Source organism: Rheinheimera aquimaris (genome assembly GCF_020531985.1).
Classification (GTDB): Bacteria; Pseudomonadota; Gammaproteobacteria; order Enterobacterales; family Alteromonadaceae; genus Alishewanella; species Alishewanella aquimaris.
This window is the reverse complement of record NZ_JAJAVQ010000001.1, coordinates 742775-759190: the sequence shown is the minus strand read 5'-3', so window position 1 is coordinate 759190 and position 16416 is coordinate 742775. Positions and strand designations below refer to the sequence as shown.

Sequence of the window (16416 nt, the reverse complement as noted above, 5' to 3'; positions counted from 1 at the left end):
GATGTGCGGAGGCATGGTGGCAGGGTAGAAAGGCTGTGTTTGCTGTGTTTGCTGTGTTTAAAGCTACCGCAGGTTTCTTTGGTGGAGTAGGGCAGATACATCGCGGGGTAGGTAGTTTTCTAAAGCGGGAGTTTCGTGCCTTTGGCTGCTGTTAGCCGCGCGTCCCAATTATCCGGCGGATTACCCGACTTAAGCATCTTTGCGAATACTTTGTAAGCATCGGTTTTACTGGCAAATGCCCGCTTATTGTCCTCATCATTCACCCGGGCATAAACGATAATTTTTGCTTCAAGGTGATATCTGAAAAACAACCGGTATTGCTGAAAAAGCTTAGCCCGAAACCAATGCTTATTGTTGTCACCTAATGTTTTGCCCTGGCGGTAATCTGCCAAGTTTAATTATATGTCAGTTGTTTGCTATCACTATCACGCAACTGAGCAGTTTTAACTGCTGCAGGGGCAAGTCTGAGCCAGTACATGTTAGAGCATCAGCGACAGGGCCGTTTGTATCTGTTCATCACTTAGATTTTGCTGCTGCAGAGCTTTATTCAGGCTCTGTTGGGCGCCGGTCAGGGCGCTGTTTAGCATGCCCAGCTCAGTTTGCAATAGCTTCAGTTTTTCTCGCTGTTGTTCTGATTGCAGTCCATCTTGCGAAGCTTTATCTATTTCGGCCTGCTTATCGGCAATTTGCTGCTTAAGATCGCGAATGGTTTTTAATATCTGCTTAATAGTATCCGGCAGGTTGCTGTCATCAATATCTTTATTCTGCTCTGCTTGTTTTGCGTTGGTTTTGCCCAGTTCTGACAAGCTGACATAAACACCTGACATAGTGTTTTTTTTGGCAGTTGTAGCGGTTGTATCGGCTTCCGTTTTTGTTTGCTGGTTGAGTTTTAAGCTTGCAGGCTGTGGCTGCAGAGTATTAATTTTCATTAAAAGTAGGCAGTTTAAAAAATTATTAGTTTTGTGTCGGCGGCAACCGGGAAAACTTTAATACCGCAAATTTATTGGGGTCGTAACAAAATTAGCGGTGAGTTGCTTCTCCCTGGAAGCTTTACCGCTGATCTTCAGCAAAATAACCGGATGCATGCTACAAAGATTGACAATCTTTGTAGCTGCGCCCAGCATTATTGCCGTTAATACTTACCCTTGGAGGCCATTATGCATGTATCCCTGACGCCCGAATTAGAGTCGCGCATTAAAGCTAAAGTTGATAGCGGCCTTTACAACAATGCCAGTGAAGTTATCCGCGAAGCTTTGCGCTTTATGGATACTCACGAAGACTGGATCCATGAAGTGAAACTGGCCCGCCTGCGTGAGCAACTAAAAATAGGCACCGATCAATTGGACAGTGGCGAAGGTATTGCGATTGAATCAAAGGCGGCGCTGGATGCACTGTTTGATGATATAAAAGGCTGAGCTTGTATCAGAAGCTTACTCATTCAAAGCCCTATTTTGTTTTACCGCGTTGCTGCCAACCACGTTGAAATTATTCGCCTGCTGCACGGCCGCCAAGACCCTCTGCGGCATATGCTTCAGTACCCCACCGAGACGCGGTAGAACGGCAGTGTTTGATAGGTTTTGCAATTTATAACAACAATCATATATTTAACTAAAACGCAGGTAAAACCTCATGTTACAGATCCCCGCAACTGAACGTTTGCACTTCGCCTTGTTATCAGAACAGGATGCGCCGTTATTGTTTGAAGTAGATCAAGATGCTGAAGTAATGCGCTATATCAATGGCGGTAAGCTCACCAGCATGCAAACCATTGTTGAGGTGATGTTGCCGCGTATGGCGCAGTACCGTGATGCAGAGCGCGGTTATGGTATCTGGCAGGTGCGGCGCAGTGCTGACAATGCCTATTTAGGCTGGGTATTAATACGGCCGACGGGGTTTAAAAGTGCAACACCCAGCAGCGATGATGTTGAAATTGGCTGGCGCTTAAAGCGTGAATACTGGGGCCGGGGCTATGCCAGTGAAGCGGCCGGTGCCGTGGCGCAGACGGTGCTGGCGAACAATGCAAATGTGCAGTTTTTATCGGCGATAGCGATGCCAGACAATGCTGGCTCTATCGGCGTCATGCGCAAACTGGGCATGCAGTATATTAAACGCTTTATGCATCGCGATGTCCTGGGGGATGTTGATGCGGTGTTGTACCAGAAAAAACTGGCTCAATAACGCTGTTTGCGTTAATTTTGTTGCTTTTGCGCCGTGCTGAAGGTTAGCTTCAATGCTTGCTACATGACAGGTAACCCCGGTTACCACCGGATCGGCAACGGCATCAAGTTTAATGTCCTTGGTGGTAAAAATGCCCAGCGATACATCACCCACTTCATTTCTGTCGCAACCGGTAAGCATCAATAGTACGAAAATGCAGTAAAGCGCGCGCATGATAAAACCTCCTTAAATTATTTATTTCAACCCTGATAAAGCAGCATAACATTGTCGGCGGTGCTTGCTTAAGAAATCTTTAAGGTTAATAACACAACATTATGTCAGAATAATCTGGCGAAAATATGGCAGCTGCAGGTGACTGCAATGTAACCAGGCAATAATTACAAAACCATTGTTACGAGGATGCTATGGGGTTTAAAAACACAAAGGAGCGCTATAACCGGTTATCTATCACGTTACACTGGTTGATGGTGCTGCTGATAGCCGCAGTTTACGCTGTGATTGAATTAAAAGGTATTTACCCGCGAGGCAGTGAACCGCGCGAAGCGATGAAAATGTGGCACTTTATGCTTGGGCTGTCGGTGCTGCTATTGGTGCTGATAAGAATTTTTGTCCGTTTTAGCAGTGGCAAAGCACCTGTTATTACACCGGCTATTGCCAACTGGCAGGCCATGCTGGCAAAAGTAGTGCATTTGGCTTTGTACGCGTTGATGCTGGGCCTGCCAATTGCTGGCTGGTTTATTCTGAGCCTGAGCGGCAAACCGATCCCATTTTTCGGCCTGGAATTACCGGCTTTGGCCACTGAAAACAAAGAGCTGGCGAAAACCGTGAAAGAAATTCATGAAACAGCAGGTAAAGTTGGTTATGCGCTGATTGGTCTGCATGCCGTTGCCGCTTTGTTTCATCACTATATCCGGCGGGATAGTACGCTAAAACGTATGCTACCGGGTAAATAAGTCTTTCAGATCCAGAGAAATATCAATAACAGAACCCGGTTTTGTCGTGCCGGGTTTTTCTTTGGTATCGCAGTTGGCCGCGGTGAGTCAGGTGTTGTTCAGTGTTTTGTGCCATGCTTAAAGCGGTTATAGCAGTATCACAATTACCTTCACTGAGGAGCGGATTATGAATACGTTAGCAAAACCTGTACTGGCCCTGACCGCGCTTTTGGCATTAAGCAGTGCTTTAGCTGGCTGTGAAAAAGATGTCATCAATGAAAAAACCGGTATGCCGGAAAAGCGTGTGATGATTGAAGATGGCGTTGCAGATGATATTGAGGTATCAAGTGCTGTGCAACAGGCGCTGCAACAGGAAGATAAGCTGAGAAAGTTCAACTTTCATGTTGAAACCCGTAAAGGCGATGTCACGTTAAAAGGCGAGGTGGATACCGAAGAGCAGCGTATGCTTGCGGAACAGACAGCACTTAATACTGCCGGTGCCCATGCCGTGAACAACGAGATAAAAGTCAGACAATAACCCTTGGTTGTACTGATTGCTTTTCAGGCAGCAGCGAACGTTATATAGTGGTTTTCCTTTGTAGCTTAGCATGTTAGCTAATAGCTAATCTGCGAAACAGATAACAGGAAAGCCGATGAAAACCTATTCTTTGCAGCTGCTGTTGTGCCTGGCACTGGTCGTTCCGTTAGCCAATGCTGTGCAGGCCGCGGATACCAGTGGCAGTGCTAAAACCGCTGCCAAAGCGGCAAAACCAGCCGTTACTGTGGCCGATTACACCCGGGGCATGACGCACCAGCGTGGTTACTTCGACTTTTATCATGATGCCAGCAGCGACAAGTTATACCTGCTAATTGATAAGCTTGAACAGCCGTTTATTTTTCAAAGCTCACTGCCGCGGGGTTTAGGGTCTAACGACATTGGTCTGGATCGTGGTCAGCTGGGTGAAACCCGGCTGGTGCAGTTTGAGCGTTTTGGCAGTAAAGTGCTGCTAAAACAGCTTAATACCTACTACCGCGCTGAATCAGACAACAGTGCAGAGCGCGCCAGTGCAGAAGAAGCCTTTGCCAGTTCAGTAATTGCTGGCTTGCCGGTGGTAGCCGCAGAGCAGGGACGGGTACTGGTGGATTACACCGCTTTTTTGCAAAGCGACATTCATCAGATAAGCGTAAGCCTGGCGAAACAGAAGCAAGGCAACTTTAAGCCGGATAGCAACCGCAGCGGCGTATATTTACCCCGTAGTAAAGCCTTTAAGCGCAATACCGAACTTGAAGCGGTAGTCACATACGCAGGTGACAATGCCGGTGAATTTGTGCGTCAGGTAGCGCCTTCAGCCGATGCGATTACGGTACACCTGCATCACTCACTGATTGCCTTACCCGAGCCAGGTTATCAGAGCCGGCCGTTTCATCCATATTCCGGCTACTGGAATACCGAATACCGCGATTATGGCACAGACTTTGGTGCGCCTATTGTGAAACGGTTGCTGCCGCGCCACCGGCTGCAAAAGAAAGATCCCTCAGCCACGCTTAGCGAAGCGGTAGAACCGATAGTCTACTACCTCGACCCTGGTGTGCCGGAGCCGGTGCGCACGGCGCTGATTGACGGTGCAATGTGGTGGAATACTGCCTTTGAGCAAATCGGTTATAAAAATGCATTTCAGGTAAAAGACTTACCGGCAGATGCTGACCCTATGGATGTGCGTTACAACGTGATCCAGTGGGTGCACCGTGCTACCCGCGGTTGGTCTTATGGTGCCAGTGTCACTGATCCGCGTACCGGCGAAATTATTAAAGGTCATGTTACGCTTGGCTCATTGCGGGTGCGACAGGATTTTTTAATCGCCACCGGCTTAACCGCGCCGTATAGCTCTGATAATGCTGATGTCAGCAAACAAAAAGCCATGGCACTGGCGCGTATCCGGCAATTGTCGGCGCATGAAGTTGGCCATACGCTGGGGCTTATTCATAATTTTGCCGGCAGTGGTAACGGCCGCTCTACAGTGATGGATTATCCACACCCGCAGGTTGATTTACGTGATGGCAAAATCCGCCTCGATAACGCCTACCGTGAAGGGCTAGGCGAGTGGGACAACTATGCAATTGCTTATGGTTATGGTGATTACAATTCACAACAGTTAGCGCAGCTGGTACAGCAAGCCCATGCAAACGGGCTGCAGTTTATGGCTGATCAGGATGCCCGGCCAGCAGGTGGTTTAAACGCAGTTGGCCACTTGTGGGACAACGGTGCCGATGCGGTGGCTGAATTAACGCGTCTGGGGGAGGTGCGTAAAGCCGCACTTGCCAACTTTGGCCTGGCCAATATTGATAGCGGTCAGCCGCTGTCATCGTTACAGGAAGCACTGGTGCCGATTTACTTACTACAACGTTATCAGGTTGAAGCTGTTAGTAAGCTGCTTGGCGGCGCTTATTATGAGTATGAGCTAAAAGGTGACTACGACACGCCCAAAGGGCTGCGCTGGGTAGAAAGCAGCACTCAGCAACAGGCTCTTGACGCTTTGCTTGATACCTTGACGCCAGAGTATCTGGCGCTGCCGGATACGCTGTTAACACTGATCCCACCAAAAGCTTTTGGCGATAGCGATGGCCGGGAAAGCTTTAAAGGCCGTTTCGGCCTGGCGTTCGACCCTTTATCAGCAGCAGAAGCCTCTGCCAACCACACTTTGCAGTTTGTGCTGCATCCGCAGCGGTTAAACCGCGTCAGTGCTTCAGGTCAGCTTAAAGCGGTATTGCAGGCAGTACTTAACGCTACCATTAAATACAAGGCGGCTAAAAATAAGCTACAGCTGCAACAGCGGGTAGCACATGTGGCATTTTATCAGTTGATGCAAAGCCTTACCGCTAAAGAGCTGGCACCGGAAGCCAGAGCTGAATTACAGGCTCAGCTGACAGCAGTGGCAGCCTGGGCGAAGAAACAGGATGATGCCGGGCAACAACTAATATACAGCCAGTGGCAGGGCTATCTGCAGCACGGCCAGTGGCAGCCGCTATTTGTGCCCAAGGCCTTACCGCCAGGCTCGCCGATATAGCCGTGCAACCTATAACGTTAAGGATAAAGTAATGACATTGCAAATTGCCGCAAGTGAGCGGCTGAAGTATGCACTGATGTCGCAAGACGATGCTGCTTTGTTGTTTGATGTTGATCAGGACGAAGAAGTGATGCGCTTTATTAATGGTGGTACCCGTACAACCATGCAAACTATTGTCGAAGTGATGCTGCCCAGAATGAATTTATACCGTCAGCCACAGCTTGGTTATGGTATATGGCAGATAAGGCGGCGCAGCGATGACGCTTACCTTGGCTGGGTATTGATCCGGCCTATGGGGTTTAATACCTCAAAGCCCAGTACAGAAGATGTCGAGATTGGCTGGCGTTTAAAGCGTGAGTACTGGGGCCAGGGCTATGCGGGTGAAGCAGCACAAACAATAGCGAGTGCGGTATTGGCAGATAAACCGCAGGTGACATGGTTATCAGCTATCGCGATGCCGGATAATACCGGCTCTATCGGTGTCATGCGTAAGCTTGGTATGCAGTTTGTGAAGCGCTATATACACCGTGATGCCTTGGGCGATACCGACGCTGTGCTGTATCGTGTGCCGGTGCATGGAGGGCGTTATGCAAGCTAGTTTGCGTGGTATCGTCGCAGCTATAGTGTGTTTTTGTGCCGTTGACGTGTCGGCTAATACGTTTTATCTGGTGCGGCACGCTGAAAAACAGCCTGTCGGTGCCGACCCTGCGCTGACTGACTGTGGCCAGGCCCGTGCGCAGGCACTGGCGGCTTATCTGGCAGAGGTAAAACTGGACGCAGTGTATTCGACTGCGTATCAGCGTACACAGCAAACTGCAGCAGCAGTTGCAACAAGCCAGCAGTTAAAGGTGTCGTTGTATGATCCGCGCGATACACAGACGTTGCTGCAACAATTAGCAGTTCACTCTCAGCCGGTATTGATAGTCGGACATAGTAATACGGTACCGCCGCTGGTAACGCTGTTAAGCGGTATCGCTATGGCAGAGCTTGATGAGCAGGATTACAGCATGGTGTACCGCGTCGATAGCAGCGCACAAAACCCACAGGTTACTTTACTTCGTCAGGCATTTAGCTGCGACAGTGTAAAATAGCGCGAGGTCAGGTAAACGTAAGTCTCTGGTAGGCTAAAACAGCGGAATAATGATATCGCCAAAAATGGCCTTAATGCTGCCATCGGCGGTCATCTGCTGTAGGCTGGTTTGGATAGCGGCTGCTAGCTGAGGGCACTGGCAATGTTTACTCAGGCCAATATAGGCGCGTTGCGGTTTAACAATACTGACCGGGAAGCTGACTTCGCGAATTTGCGCGTTTAAACCAGGGTGCTTCTGCAGCACAGCACTGACCAACGTCGGGGGCAGCAGCGCTGCTGTAACCCGTTTTTTTGCCACCACTTCCAGTGCAGAATATACCGAGTTAACCCGGATAATTTGCTGCGGCGGCATAGCCTCTATGACGACAGTAACATCGGGGTGAAAACCAAAATTGCGAATAGCGGCCAGAGTCATTGTCGAAAGCTCAGTGACCTGTTCCAGCTTGCGGTTATCATCCGCTGCTAAATACACCCGATCGGGATGGCGGGCACCGTAGGGAATATAATCTATGTCTTCGCGGCCATCACCGGTTTTAATAATACCAACCACCAAATCACTGCTGCCATCGCCAAGCTCTTTTATGCAGCGCCCCGGTGGTGTGGCTTTACTGATTACCAGCTCAAACCCGGCGCGCTTTGCCAGTTCGTGCATAAAATCAACCGTAACGCCCTGAGCTTCTTTGGCCGGGTTGTCAAAACTGACACTACCCGGAAACTCCCAGGCGCACCATTTCAGCAACTGGCTGGCATGTAGCGGCAGCGCCGCCGCGATGCAAGCTAGCAGAAGCAGTAATCTGAGCATGGTGTTCGTGTCTCCGTCATGTGTCTACGCCAGCGCTTGCTGCTAAAGATATCCTGCAAGCAGCACCAATGTTCAAACCCGAAAATACAGTAAATATCAGTATAAGACGTTAGCACCTGTGCTGCGGTGTTGTCATCTGCTGTATTGTTCAATGATGTTATTAAGTTTTGTATTGGCAATATCTGTTGTCGCTAAGCAAGCTATCAGCCGAGTAAAGCCAGTGTCTGTTCATACGGCAGGCGCAGCGCTTCTGTTGCCTGCTGTTCAGACTGGATATTGGTATAACCAATAACCAGTCCGTAACGCTTGGTTTTTCCGGCATACCAGGCCGATAACGGAAACACCAGCAGCTGGTGCTGTTGCCAGATTGTAGCCAGCTGTTCGTCCTGATTACCTGTTTTTAAAAACGCCACTATATGCATGCCACCATCAGTCAGTTCAACATAAAACTGTGTCGGGTAAACGCTGTGCAGCGCATTTAACACCATCTGGCGGCGGGCTTGGTATAGGGTGCGCATTTTTTTTAAGTGCTTGAAAAAATGCCCCTCAGAAATAAAGCGGCTGAGAATTTGCTGTGGTAATAGTGGCAGGCTGGTTTCAACGATTTCCGCTGTCTCATGAAAGCGGTTAATCAGTGCTTTGGGTAGCACGATATAGCTGATACGCATAGCCGGCATGATGGTTTTGCTGAACGTACCGACATAAATCACTCTGTCTGCACTGTCCTGACTTTTCAGTGCCGGCAGCACTTTTTTGGTGTAATGAAATTCGCCATCATAGTCATCTTCTACTATCCAGGCTTGCTGCTCCTGCGCCCACTGCAACAACTGCTGGCGCCTGGGCAGTGACAACGTTACAGCCAGCGGGCTGTGGTGCGCCGGTGTGGTAATAACAAAGCGGGCATCACGCTGGTAGTTCAACAGGTAATCAACGTTCAGGCCCTGGCTATCAACGGGCACATAGTGCAGGTTTTCCGCTATGCGTTTTAATAACTTCTGGCCAAAGAAGTAACCGGGGTCTTCATACACCACTTTATCATGGCGTGTGGCCAGCGCTTGCAGGATCAGAGCAAGGCTGTGTTTGTAACCGCTGGTAATACACACCTGGCTGGCAGTGCAATTCAGACCGCGTGATATATTGACATAGTTGGCAATGGCTTCACGCAGCGGCGCATAGCCCATCACCGGCGGTGTCAGCATATGCTCCGGGCGCATAGCGCGGATATCTTTGCCGGACAGTAGCAACCATTTTTTATACGGAAACTCATCCAGCGCTGGTATCCCAAGACGAAAAAAACCGGCATTGTCGCGCAGGTCTATCAGTTGCTGCAGTTTCTGATCGTCCACCTTGTTCACTGTTTGCTCATTAGCGGGCTTTAGCTTCAGATCCGGGTTAACAATGGTGCCGCGCGCACCTTTGCTGACTAAATATCCCTCGCCAATCAGAATGTTATAAGCGGTTTCAACGGTTTTTTTCGCCACACCTAAATCCGCAGCCAGTACCCGGATAGCCGGTACTTTTTCCCCGGCTTTAAGGCTACCTGCCAGAATCTGCTGTTTATAGCGCTGATAAATTGCCTGATAACCGGTCATTATGTCCTACCTAAATACATTGTTTTTGTATCTTTTTAATATGGCATGAAGCGCTAGAATTTGCACATCAACTTTGAGTAACAACGATAGCTGACTAGCAGCCAGCGCAGGAGAGAATATGAAACTATTGCATCTTAAAGTCAGCCCAAACTTAGCCGGCTCAGCATCGAGAGAGGTTGGCCACCACCTGCTGAGAAAGTTGCAGCAACGCTATCCCGCGCTGACAGAAACGGTACTGGATTTAGGTCAGCAATATTTGCCGCATCTGGATGCGTTGACCGTGAGCGCTTTTTTAACCAAACCCGATCTTCGCACTGTGGCGCAGCAAAATGCTATAGCGTTATCAGAGCGGCTGGTTGATCAGCTGCTAGCACACGACACCTTACTGATTTCCTCACCAATGTGGAACCTGGGTTTACCGTCAGTGCTAAAAGCCTGGTTTGATCATATTACCCGTGCCGGCCGCACCTTTGCGTTTACCGACCGTGGCGAAAAGGTGGGCCTGGTTAGCGGTAAAAAGGTTTTTGTTGTGGTGGCTAGCGGCACGCCTTTTATTGGCCGGCCAAATGAAGGGGACGATCAGTTTACCCCTTATATCAGTACCGCATTGCGCTATATCGGTATTACCGATGTGCGTTTTATCCGGGTTGATGGTACGCATCACCCGCACACCAGAGACGCTGCTGTACCTGATGCTATTGCCGCAGCTGATCTTATTGTCGACCTGTTAACTGACTAACTTAATGCTAAAGCTAAACATTGGAGCAACTATTATGACTGCACGTTTAAACCACTTTGAAACCGTACCGGTGCTGACAAAAGCCCTGATGGATGCCAGCATGGCTGCCTATAAAACATCTATTGATCCGCTGATTAAAAGCCTGATTGATATCCGCGCGTCACAGCTGAACAACTGTGCCTTTTGTCTGGACATGCATATCAAGCAAGCCAAAATTAAAGGCGAGCGTGAATTGCGTATCTATCATGTCGCTATCTGGCGCGAGTCACCGCTGTTTAATGCTAAAGAAAAAGCTGCATTAGCATTGACTGAAGCGCTGACTAAGCTGCCGGATACCGGCGTCAGCAACGAGCTGTATCAGGCGACTAAAGAGCATTTTACTGATGTGGAGATCTCTGAGCTGACTTACAGCATTGGCCTGATCAACTTCTGGAACCGTATGCAAATTCTTGCACAGGTAGAGCCAGGTTCTCAGGACACTGCTTTTGGCCTTACCAAAGCCGGCCTGAATTAACCCCGGGTAAAAAACCACCTCCATAGGAGGTGGTTTAAGGCTGACAATTAAAGAAAACCGGAGGTGTTAACGCACCTCCGGTTATTGCTGTTACAAATCGCTGTGCGGGCCAAACACTTCGTAGTGAACGCATTCTGGCGCGACACCAAGGGCCAGTAACTGGTCTTTAGCAAACTTCATAAAGCCGGTCGGGCCGCAGATATAGAACTGGCCGGTTTGCAGCGGCAGCTCGTCGGCGAGCGATGCCAGTTGCATCAGACCGTTAAACTGGTTACTTTTTGGCGGCTGTGTTTGGTTGTACCAGGTGTAGCTACGCAGCAGTGGTAGCTGTTGCTTTAACTGCGCCAGGCGGGCCTTGAATGAATGCTGTTGTGGGTTTTCACAAGCATGCAGGTACCAAATTGGTGTGGGTTCTGCCCGCGCGGCTAAGGTTTCCAGCATTGACATCATCGGCGTCAGGCCGACACCGGCAGAAATCAGCACCGTTGGCACGTACACTGATTTCAGGTAAAAATCGCCGGCCGGTGGCATGGCTTCAATCACATCGCCGACCTTAACCTGCTGATGCAGGTAGTTTGACACCAGGCCGGGCTGGGGTAAGTCTTCGCGTTTGACGCTGATACGGTAACTTTTACCATTAGGTTTATCTGACAAAGAGTACTGGCGGATCTCAACATAACCGGCATGGGGTGGTTTTACTTTTACGCCCAGATACTGGCCACTCTGGTAAGACACCACGGCGCCGCCATCTTCCGGCACCAGGGTAAAACTGGTGACCAGCTCAGACTCCTCTGTTTTGGCGGCAACCACGAAGCGGCGCGCGCCGGTCCAGCCACCTGTAGCCTGGGCGCTATGCTGATATAACTGCTTTTCTCGGCCGATCAGAATATTCGCCAGTAGCTGATACGCTTCTGTCCAGGCAGTGGCAACTTCATCGGTAAACTGCTCTGGTGCCAGCTCCTTTAAAGTACAAATCAGGTGATGGCCGACAATGTCATAGTGCTCAGGCAGTATAAAGAAACTGGTGTGTTTATTGGCTACCCGTTCTACTACAGCGCCCAGCACGCTTGGGTTATCAATATGCTTGGCGTATGACGCTACCGCACTGAACAGCGCGAACTGTTGCTTGCCGTTTAGCTGGTTACTCATATTGAAAATGTTTTTCAGTTCCGGTTTTGCGGTAAACATGCGGTTATAAAAGTAGTTGGTTACCGCCACGCCGGCGTTCTCAAGCAGTGGTACGGTACTTTTGACTAAACTGATGGTTTTTGCAGATAACATAACAACCTCATTGATGGTAAACACATCAGCCTGGCCGGCCATCCAGCCGTGGTGATGTAAGAATGGGTAAGTACACCCGGATAAAAATCAGAAATGCGACCAGCCAGAGCGCACCGCTCAGCTGCCACAGCAATAAGGGTTTGGCCAGCAGTACAGCCAGCGTGCGGGCTACACCTGACAGCAGCAGCGCTGCAAAGCTTAGCGCCAGCAAGTTGCCAACCAGTAGTGGCCGGCCGGTATGACCAAGCGACACCCGGGCCATCATCGATAGCATCATCGCGGCCATCGCGCTTATCGCCACCAGATGCAGCATATCTTTGAAGTACAGCAGCTCAGTCAGCAGGCTCAGTGCCATCAGCAGCAAGCCGAGCGCCATTGCCAGATAAGACAGGTGCAGTGACCATAAAAGCGGATGCTTTAGTAGCTTGGGGGTAAACCAAAGGCCAAGGCGCAGCAGGTGCAGCACTGCGCTTAGCAGCATCAGATAGCCGGGAGAAAACAGGGGCGGGTAAAAGCCGCTGCTGACAAAAAGAGCTGTCGCGGGCAGCGAAACAAACAGTATGGCTTTGTCCAAGCCGGGTGTACTGATCTGCACCGTTGCCGTCGCTCTGGCGGTAAAAAACGGAATAACCCGCGCGCCGACAATACCCATTAACAGGCAAAACATCAGGATCATGCTGTGGCTTAAATGCGCGGCATAATCAGGCATGCCAGCGTGCGCCAGCAGCAGAAAGCTCAGATTGAGCAGCATCATTACCGTCAAAATGGCAATAAACGGGTAGTTGCGCCGGCTTTTGGCCAACCACAGCTGGCGGGAAAAAGCGGCGATGACGCCAAGCCACCACAGGCTTTGCAAAACGGCAAGTAGCGTTATAGCGGTTAGCTCAGAGGTAAGCAGCGGCACAAAACGTGCGGCCAGCCAGCACAGAGATAACAACGCCAGCTTAGTGCCTCGCAGTGCCGGTACATTAGTCCAGTTCTGAGCCGCAGTGAGCAAAAAGCCTGCGGCGACTAAAGCGCCGAAGCCAAATAGCATTTCATGGGCGTGCCACAGCGTCGCGGGCAGCAGTTGCTGGGCGCTCCACCAGCCGTTTAGCTGACCGAGCCAAAGTGCAACTGAGAGCAGCGCCCAGATAGCTGCCAGCAGAAAAAATGGCCGAAATGCCAGTGCCAGTACAGCAGGCGTATCAGTACTGGCCGGCGGCGTAAGGTTTATGGGTTGTAGCGCCACGTTAACGCACCTCGCGCTTTAACGCATACAGCGCAATACAGCGCCCGACGTAGCTTATTTTCACCATGGTCGCGCTGGCCAGCATACTCAGGTGGCCAACAATCAGCTGTGGCAGTGAAAACCATTGCTCGAACGGGTAACACATCAATACTGTTGCCAGCAAAACCGCAGCAGATGCTGCTAAAAAGCCGTTTGCCCAGTACAGTAATCTTTCATAGTTGGCTTGCCGGGGTAGTGAAAGTAGTCTCGCTTTACTAAAGCAGAAGCTATGCCATAAATTTATTTTCATTATTAACAATGGTTTATGTTTTGTTGTTTTATTTTTGAGTCATTATGACTTATCTTGTTCGGTAGTTATTTGGATTCGTTTGAGTCATTTTGACCTGGTTGGGTTATGTCTGAACAAAACAACAGATTGTTGCTGGAAGTTGCGCTGGATTTAGCCAACAGCCTGAACAATGAAGACCGGTTTGACCGCTTGCTAACGTCGGTACGAAAGGCTATCCGCTGTGATGCGGTAGTGCTGATGGGGTTGCATCAGGATGTATTGACACCACTTGCTGCGCAGGGCTTGTCAGCCGATACCATGGGCCGGCGTTTTGCGTTGGCCGAGCACCCCCGGCTACAGCAGTTATGTTTAAGTAGCGGGCCGCACCGTTTTCCGTCTGACTGCCCGTTGCCCGACCCGTACGACGGCCTGCTGTTGGCCCGCAGTGGCGACTTGCCGGTGCATTCCTGTATGGGATTGCCGCTGTATTCTGATAATCAGTTATTGGGGTTGTTGACGATAGACAGCCTGGAACCGGATGCTTTTACCCAGATAGCCGATAAAACGCTTGAGTTAATGGCGGCGTTGTCTGCCGCAACGCTTAAAACCGCCTTTGCCATGACACAGCTGACGATGAGTGCGCGCCATGCGCAGCAACTGGTACAGGAGCTGACACAGGAAGCATTGCTGCGCGATGGTGGAGAGCTGATAGGCCAAAGCAGCGCAATGCAGGCACTGCGTAGCGATATTCAGCTGGTCGCCGGGTCAGATTACACTGTGCTTATTCAGGGCGAAACCGGCGTGGGTAAAGAATTGGTGGCCCGCACGCTACATCAGTTGTCCGGCCGTAACAGTGCACCTTTGGTGTATTTAAATTGCGCGTCTTTGCCGGAAAGCCTGGCCGAAGCGGAGTTATTCGGCCATGCCAAAGGTGCTTTTACCGGCGCGGACCGCGAGCGGCCGGGTAAATTTTTGCTGTCTGATGGTGGCACTATTTTTCTCGATGAAATAGGTGAGCTGCCGCTAAGTATGCAAAGCAAGCTACTGCGTGTGCTGCAAAGCGGTGAGATACAGCCGGTGGGTAAAGATGAAGTGCAACGCGTTGATGTGCGTATTATTGCGGCAACCAATCGCGATTTGCAGCACGAAGTGCAGCAAGGCCGCTTCAGAGCTGATTTGTATCACAGGTTGACGGTGTATCCGCTGACCGTACCGCCGCTGCGTCAGCGTCAGGATGATGCGTTATTGCTGGCAGGGTACTTTCTTGAGCAAACGGCCCGCAAGCTTGGTATCCGCCAACTAAAACTTGCTGCTGATGCCGCTCCGGTACTACTGCAGTATCACTGGCCTGGCAATGTGCGCGAGCTGGAGCATGTTATCAGCCGCGCGGCGTTAAAAGCTGCCGGCCAAACCGGCCGCAGTGGCATTGTCAGTATCGGTAGCGCTTTGCTGGAGCTGAGCGCAACTGCGCCAGTGGTTAATCAGCACACGCCGCAGGTTATCACTGAGCAAAATGTAACGGATTTAAAAGCCGCAACAGAGCTTTTTCAGCGCCAGCTGATTTTGCAGGCACTGCAGCATTCGCAAGGTAACTGGAGCCTGGCCGCCCGTCAGCTTGGGCAGGACAGGGCAAACCTGGCCCGCTTAGCCAAACGGCTGGGTATCAGCGTCAGCAAGACCGTACAGTATTGACTGCCCTAGCGCGACGCAGCCAAATAAGGTGAGGGCAGTTGTACGCCCCACATGCGCTGCCATAGCCACGGCAGGGCTGTAGCTGCATCACGGCGCATCGGCTGCTGTATCACCGCCCTGTGGTTGCTTGGATCTACTTCAAATTGAAAGGCATAGCTGCCTTCCTGTCCCATACGTAAATCTGTCAGCAGCAGTATATCGCCTTGCTGCGCAAGCGTGTAAAAACCGCGGCTGAACCAGCTAAGCTGCTGCACAGCTTTAACATCGGCATAGCGTTGTTTCAGGCTGGTATCCTGTGCTATCAGCGTAAATTCAATCTGGTCGCTGCTGTCAAACAGCGAATAAAACCCTTCGGCATAGCCTTGTTCTGTCATCACCACTATGCGCCACAATATGGTGTTCAAAGGGGCAGGCGTGACCAGTATCTGTTGCTGGTCACGCAGTTGCTGCTGGGCATTGTGTATCGCTATGCCGGTTACATATTGCTGAGCCGCAAAACTCCAAACCAGGTAGGCAGACGATAATACAATACCGGCAGAATTGGCCCGGTAGCCCTTGCCACGGCGGGAGAATAAATACCACAAAACCCCGGCCAGCAGTGGCAGGGTATACAGCGGGTCGATGATAAACATGCTGCCGACAGCAAAGGGCGTATTGGTAAAAGGTAAACCAAACTGGGTGCCGTATACCGTCATGGCATCAATACCCGTGTGGGTGATCAGGATAAGCCAGGTTGCGAGTAGCCAATGGCGGTAATAGCTACGCTGGTTGCAGCATAAGGCTGCCAGCCAGGCCAGCACTGGCGATATCAGCGTTTGATAAAATAAGGCGTGACTCTCAGTGCGGTGCAGCACCATATTGCTGACGACATCGCCATAATCAATAAGTACATCTAAATCGGGCAGGGTACCCAGCACTGCGCCGGCCAATGCCACTTTTACTTTACTACCCGGCTTTTGGCCTAGTGCTGCAACGGCAACAGCTGCGCCAAGGGTTAACTGTGTTACTGAATCCATACTGGTATGCCCGCCT

General features: G+C 50.5%; 18 protein-coding genes and 1 pseudogene. 10 read left to right on the top strand and 9 right to left on the bottom strand.

All coding sequences use genetic code 11. The features are described 5' to 3' along the window. Positions 1–119 precede the first annotated feature (119 nt). On the bottom strand, positions 120–392 hold the full coding sequence (locus tag LHL18_RS03430) for a type II toxin-antitoxin system YhaV family toxin (RefSeq protein WP_226765776.1): 273 nt from the start codon (positions 390–392) through the stop codon (positions 120–122). A gap of 87 nt (positions 393–479) precedes the next feature. Further along, on the bottom strand, positions 480–929 hold the full coding sequence (locus LHL18_RS03425; RefSeq protein WP_226765775.1) for a hypothetical protein: 450 nt from the start codon (positions 927–929) through the stop codon (positions 480–482). A gap of 228 nt (positions 930–1157) precedes the next feature. On the opposite strand from LHL18_RS03425, the gene LHL18_RS03420 reads away from it, so the two are divergent. After that, complete coding sequence (locus LHL18_RS03420; RefSeq protein ID WP_226765774.1) at positions 1158–1415, top strand: type II toxin-antitoxin system ParD family antitoxin; 258 nt, start codon at positions 1158–1160, stop codon at positions 1413–1415. A gap of 214 nt (positions 1416–1629) precedes the next feature. Beyond that, complete coding sequence (locus LHL18_RS03415; protein ID WP_226765773.1) at positions 1630–2178, top strand: GNAT family N-acetyltransferase; 549 nt, start codon at positions 1630–1632, stop codon at positions 2176–2178. Positions 2179–2211: 33 nt separating this feature from the next. Here the strand turns inward: LHL18_RS03415 and LHL18_RS03410 are convergent. Beyond that, positions 2212–2358 (bottom strand): annotated as a pseudogene (locus LHL18_RS03410) (CreA family protein); the annotation flags it as partial. A gap of 224 nt (positions 2359–2582) precedes the next feature. Between LHL18_RS03410 and LHL18_RS03405 the strand changes: the two are divergent. The 5 genes from LHL18_RS03405 to LHL18_RS03385 all read left to right on the top strand — a co-directional run bounded on the left by LHL18_RS03405 (position 2583) and on the right by LHL18_RS03385 (position 7266). After that, the gene (locus LHL18_RS03405; protein ID WP_226765772.1) at positions 2583–3131 is read left to right on the top strand and encodes a cytochrome b; all 549 of its coding nucleotides are present in this window, start codon (positions 2583–2585) and stop codon (positions 3129–3131) included. A gap of 166 nt (positions 3132–3297) precedes the next feature. Continuing rightward, entirely contained in the window at positions 3298–3648 is a 351-nt protein-coding gene (locus LHL18_RS03400; RefSeq protein ID WP_134053988.1) for a BON domain-containing protein, read from the top strand. A 115-nt stretch (positions 3649–3763) separates the two neighbouring features. Continuing rightward, on the top strand, positions 3764–6175 hold the full coding sequence (locus LHL18_RS03395; RefSeq protein ID WP_226765771.1) for a zinc-dependent metalloprotease: 2412 nt from the start codon (positions 3764–3766) through the stop codon (positions 6173–6175). 31 nt (positions 6176–6206) lie between these two features. After that, the gene (locus LHL18_RS03390) at positions 6207–6773 is read left to right on the top strand and encodes a GNAT family N-acetyltransferase (RefSeq protein WP_226765770.1); all 567 of its coding nucleotides are present in this window, start codon (positions 6207–6209) and stop codon (positions 6771–6773) included. Further along, a complete protein-coding gene (locus LHL18_RS03385) occupies positions 6763–7266 on the top strand; it encodes a SixA phosphatase family protein (RefSeq protein ID WP_226765769.1) in 504 nt (167 codons plus the stop codon). The genes LHL18_RS03390 and LHL18_RS03385 overlap by 11 nt, the downstream gene beginning before the upstream one ends. Positions 7267–7299: 33 nt before the next feature. Here LHL18_RS03385 and LHL18_RS03380 read toward each other — a convergent pair whose 3' ends face one another. Continuing rightward, complete coding sequence (locus LHL18_RS03380) at positions 7300–8067, bottom strand: substrate-binding periplasmic protein (RefSeq protein ID WP_226765768.1); 768 nt, start codon at positions 8065–8067, stop codon at positions 7300–7302. 203 nt (positions 8068–8270) lie between these two features. Then, the gene (gene pdxR / locus LHL18_RS03375) at positions 8271–9659 is read right to left on the bottom strand and encodes a MocR-like pyridoxine biosynthesis transcription factor PdxR (protein WP_226765767.1); all 1389 of its coding nucleotides are present in this window, start codon (positions 9657–9659) and stop codon (positions 8271–8273) included. A gap of 118 nt (positions 9660–9777) precedes the next feature. Between pdxR and LHL18_RS03370 the strand changes: the two genes are divergently transcribed. Both LHL18_RS03370 and LHL18_RS03365 read left to right on the top strand, forming a co-directional pair. Beyond that, positions 9778–10398 (top strand): FMN-dependent NADH-azoreductase, encoded by a 621-nt coding sequence (locus LHL18_RS03370; protein ID WP_134053998.1) that lies wholly within the window; start codon positions 9778–9780, stop codon positions 10396–10398. Positions 10399–10432: 34 nt separating this feature from the next. Continuing rightward, positions 10433–10912: a carboxymuconolactone decarboxylase family protein gene (locus LHL18_RS03365; RefSeq protein ID WP_226765766.1), complete on the top strand. Its 480-nt coding sequence runs from the start codon at positions 10433–10435 to the stop codon at positions 10910–10912. Between the two features lie 90 nt (positions 10913–11002). On the opposite strand, the gene hmpA is transcribed toward LHL18_RS03365, so the two are convergent. The 3 genes from hmpA to LHL18_RS03350 are packed head-to-tail and all read right to left on the bottom strand — an operon-like array spanning position 11003 to position 13713. Further along, on the bottom strand, positions 11003–12193 hold the full coding sequence (gene hmpA / locus LHL18_RS03360) for an NO-inducible flavohemoprotein (protein ID WP_226765765.1): 1191 nt from the start codon (positions 12191–12193) through the stop codon (positions 11003–11005). A gap of 25 nt (positions 12194–12218) precedes the next feature. Further along, positions 12219–13424, bottom strand: a complete 1206-nt coding sequence (locus LHL18_RS03355; protein WP_226765764.1) for an NnrS family protein — start codon at positions 13422–13424, stop codon at positions 12219–12221. Between the two features lies 1 nt (position 13425). Next, positions 13426–13713: a hypothetical protein gene (locus LHL18_RS03350; protein WP_226765763.1), complete on the bottom strand. Its 288-nt coding sequence runs from the start codon at positions 13711–13713 to the stop codon at positions 13426–13428. Between the two features lie 105 nt (positions 13714–13818). Here LHL18_RS03350 and norR point away from each other — a divergent pair, with 105 nt between their 5' ends. Continuing rightward, positions 13819–15384 (top strand): nitric oxide reductase transcriptional regulator NorR, encoded by a 1566-nt coding sequence (gene norR / locus LHL18_RS03345; RefSeq protein ID WP_226765762.1) that lies wholly within the window; start codon positions 13819–13821, stop codon positions 15382–15384. 5 nt (positions 15385–15389) lie between these two features. Here the strand turns inward: norR and LHL18_RS03340 are convergent, their stop codons facing one another. Further along, complete coding sequence (locus LHL18_RS03340) at positions 15390–16400, bottom strand: metal-dependent hydrolase (protein ID WP_226765761.1); 1011 nt, start codon at positions 16398–16400, stop codon at positions 15390–15392. Positions 16401–16416 lie beyond the last annotated feature (16 nt).